A 3,543-nucleotide genomic window follows, 5' to 3' on the forward strand; every position below is an offset into this window, starting at 1 on the left:
CTCTGCAAATCGGCACCATCATGCTACTGACTTTGCCCAAATCAGCCCATTAATGGAATTGATCGACCAATAGATTTCACCGTGTATTTTTTTATTTTTCCGATACTTGCACATGGTTGGGCATCAGACAGTAGGCCCAGATTTCCACCCCGAAACGCGCGCACCACTCGGCCATCAGGTCCAGATAGACATGATAATCCTGTTCCTCAAAAAAGGTCTGTTGCCTCCGATTGCCACGCTGGGTGATGTGATGTGGCAATCCAGGAACAACAACACGAGCGATTCTGGCCATGGGTCATGTTAACCTTTTCAATCTGGAAAAGAAATGGATATACTGTCCCCAGATTTCCGGTGGGTCATGTTAACCTTTTCAATCTGGAAAAGAAATGGATATACTGTCCCCAGATTTCCGGAAAGAAATGGATATACTGTCCCCAGATTTCGAAACTTTTACATTTATTTCTGTTTACCCCCCTCCAATCTTGGTAAATATCTTCGCAAGGATAGGGAAGCCAAACCATTGGATTGTGAACCCAGTAGCAACTGCCCCCCAAAAATCCTGAACCTTGATGGCAATCAAAAAATCGGTATTAGCAAGCCTTGATAAAAGAACAGTCACGACCCCACACAAAATAATTGAAGACGTTAATCCGGAAAACAAGAAACTGGCATTTGGGCTACTTTCACCGTTCAAATATTGAAGCACAAAACAGAGAATTCCGCCAATAGCTGCTCCAACGATCAGAACCCATTGAGACTGATCCATATATATTTCTGAGGATGACGACTTGACAAAAGATTCACCAATATTCCTTACATTTCCCTTATCCGAAAAAATTGGAAGCTTGTTCCATACATGCACATTCGAGGAAATTCTAAAATTACCAGGAAAGAAAAACATAAAAGCCTTCAAAATGATTACAATTCTCCTCAGTATCGATACCTTTCCGGGTTCTTCACGTTGAATAGAGGCTAACACTGTCAGCACAGGATCAATCTTCCAGATAACAGAATAAGACGCTCCGGGATCAATCCTTACAACCTCGTTTGAACTTCGTTGCTTTATTGTGGGGAAAAACGCGCCTATCGATCCTCCCTGAGAAGTTTGACCGTACATTTCTGGTGAAAGAGATAGGGTGGTGTGTTGGTCAATTACCCACAACGGGCGTGCAGAACGGTTAGTGATTTCACCAGATACAGACCACAGTTCCCCAGCAACAGGTCTGCTTCTTGATGGGTGCAAAATAATATCAATGTCTGGATCCTCTAAAGCCGCGCTATCACCAACCTCCGAAGGATAATCCGGAGAATCGTCTTGACCGACGACAGCCGACGAAATCTGCATCGAACCCGCACGGTCTTGATGATTGCTAGGTTCATTTACAGATTCTTCTTGATTTACAGATTCTTCTTGATTTACAGATTCTTCTTGCTCATCCAGTTGTTGACCCATCGCAGACCCCTCATTCTTTGTATGTTTTATATTTTATCACAACAACAAACTGGCCTGACAAGCTCTCGCCAGCCAAATTTCGTACTCCATTTCCCTCCCCCCACGCCACCCAACCCACTCATCGAAAAGGTACGCCCACCCCGTACTCCACGACGCATTGTTTTCCAAAGAAAAAGTGACGTACGGAAAATCCGTACTTCCCGCCCCGAAGTCAACAGGTTTGGGAGAAGGGGGCGCAAGAGAGAAGAGAACCACCATCCCACGGGGAGAAAGGTACGCCCAACGCCTTCCCTCCCCGAACTACTCGCCAACGTAACCCTTGGAAACGTTGGCCTTTTTTCTTACCAAAAAGCCGTCCCGAAGGACGGCCATGGCAAAGAGAAAACCCTGTAAAATCAAAATGGTGGAGGAAGCGATACGCAAAACGGAAAATTCTCCACCACTTTGCTGCGATGCAGCAAGAGAGCAGTTTGACGGCATCTTGGTTAGCCAAACGATACGGAATTGTGTAGGTGTTTGGCATTAAATGGATTTTTCCGTGTCGTCAAACTCTTCACCCGTTCGGCGCAAGGTAGCTGTTGACCCTCTTCCAACTCCCGCTTAGGTAGCAATAGCTCCGTCGGAACGTTCTCTGACATTCTCTGACATTCTCTGTGACTGTTTGTCAATATTGAAGGGTGCCACCCATCCCATCATGCATGTCCCCTCCTCTCGTCCAGCGCTCGCCGCCCAAAACGGCTGGTCAACCCTTCGGGGCGAGACACGCTTCTGAAGTCAAGATGGATCAGCCAGGACACCCTCAATCGTGGTGGCATCCAGTATCCGCAGACTCCACTCCTCCAGGGTGGATAAATCGGCAGTGGCAATCTTGTCGCTGGCCCAGGCAGGCAGGTTGCCGAAGCGGCGTTGGAGTTGGCGAGTCAGCATCTTTGCTTCGCCTTTTTGCTCACCGATCTGCTCGCCTTCCTGGCGGCCCTTCTGCTCGCCTATCAGAATCCCCTTCTGCTCAATGTCCCTCGACCATTTTTCAACGTGTGTCGCCAACATGTTCACCACCTCCTCAAGCTCTTCGGGAATGCGCGGTAGAGAATGCGGCCCTTTGAACCGCTCCAAGCCAACGGCCAACAACTCACGGAACAACCGCTTCACCGGCGGCCCTTCTGGATGCTTTGCAAACCACTCCACCAAATCACGGCTGGCATCCAAGATCGACGCCGGGCTGCCCGGGTGCCCGATACGGAAGAAAATCGCCGTCAAGGACTGCAGCCCCTTCAACTCCTCTTCCGGGAACCGCCCCTCGTCCACTACATGGTACCGCATCTCTGGCTGGTATTTCCACAACGGAGATCCGGCAGGCAGACGAATCAGATCCCTCAGGCTCGTTGCCGCATCCCATCGTGGCTCACCATTGAATATGACAACCGGCAGGACAGGTGGCAGTCCATCTGCCGGTTTCAATTTGCGCTCGTCCACCAACTGCTGGTAGAGCAGACCGGTGTAGACGTTCCAGGCGCAACACCATCCATTCGTCTATCTCCGACTGGAACTCCAGTAACAGTAGCAAAAACAGGCTGCCACCGGCACGGATTGGGATCTCCCAGACGATGTCACCCCTCCTCCGTTGGCCTGTCTTGGCGGTGAATTTGGTGTTCAACCGTCGCATCCGAGACAGGTCAAGCTCTGCAAGAATATTGGGGTCCAAAAAATTCTGCAGCAGATCAGCCACCATCTCTGGATAGGCGAAAAGCTTGTGGTAGAGCGAGTCGGAAGAGTGGATAGCATCAGCCATTGGTAGACATCTCGCCAAATCCTTCTGAACGGCAGTCAAGCAGACTGCTTTCCATGAAACATACTCGCTCCTCCAGGGCTGGTCAACCCGGCCTTACCAAGGCGGCGGCCAACATCGAAAATGTGTCCTCGTTTGCCCACGACACCAACCCATACGATTACGCTCTATCCATTGATATGCGGAACGGTGTTCCGTTCCGGGATATCCTGGGGATGCGCATGGAACGGAGCACGGCCGACTGGGCGGGGAAACCTCCCGATCCACAGAACCTACACTGAGAATCCTGTCGTTCATGCGGTTG

Annotated in this window: 4 protein-coding genes and 2 pseudogenes; 1 reads left to right on the forward strand and 5 read right to left on the reverse strand. The window is 50.0% G+C overall.

Annotated elements, in window-relative coordinates:
- Positions 1–103: 103 nt before the first annotated feature.
- The 5 genes and pseudogenes from HWQ67_RS20635 to HWQ67_RS14615 form a co-directional block, all read right to left on the reverse strand.
- Positions 104–292, reverse strand: a pseudogene (locus HWQ67_RS20635) (transposase); the annotation flags it as partial.
- 174 nt (positions 293–466) lie between these two features.
- The gene (locus HWQ67_RS14605) at positions 467–1,453 is read right to left on the reverse strand and encodes a hypothetical protein (protein WP_218253424.1); all 987 of its coding nucleotides are present in this window, start codon (positions 1,451–1,453) and stop codon (positions 467–469) included.
- Positions 1,454–2,227: 774 nt separating this feature from the next.
- A complete protein-coding gene (locus HWQ67_RS20255) occupies positions 2,228–2,758 on the reverse strand; it encodes a DUF4351 domain-containing protein (RefSeq protein ID WP_320414573.1) in 531 nt (176 codons plus the stop codon).
- Positions 2,759–2,926, reverse strand: a pseudogene (locus tag HWQ67_RS20640) (Rpn family recombination-promoting nuclease/putative transposase); the annotation flags it as partial.
- Positions 2,856–3,242 carry an Rpn family recombination-promoting nuclease/putative transposase gene (locus HWQ67_RS14615; RefSeq protein ID WP_218253426.1) on the reverse strand — a complete coding sequence of 129 codons (387 nt, stop codon included), beginning with the start codon at positions 3,240–3,242 and terminating at the stop codon, positions 2,856–2,858. The gene HWQ67_RS14615 and the pseudogene HWQ67_RS20640, both read right to left, overlap by 71 nt.
- Between HWQ67_RS14615 and HWQ67_RS14620 the strand changes: the two genes are divergently transcribed.
- Positions 3,242–3,520 (forward strand): hypothetical protein, encoded by a 279-nt coding sequence (locus tag HWQ67_RS14620; protein WP_218253427.1) that lies wholly within the window; start codon positions 3,242–3,244, stop codon positions 3,518–3,520. The genes HWQ67_RS14615 and HWQ67_RS14620 overlap by 1 nt on opposite strands.
- The last annotated feature ends 23 nt before the right edge of the window (positions 3,521–3,543 follow it).

Origin of the sequence: Candidatus Magnetobacterium casense (assembly GCF_019173545.1) — a bacterium.
Classification (GTDB): domain Bacteria; phylum Nitrospirota; class Thermodesulfovibrionia; order Thermodesulfovibrionales; family Magnetobacteriaceae; genus Magnetobacterium; species Magnetobacterium cryptolimnobacter.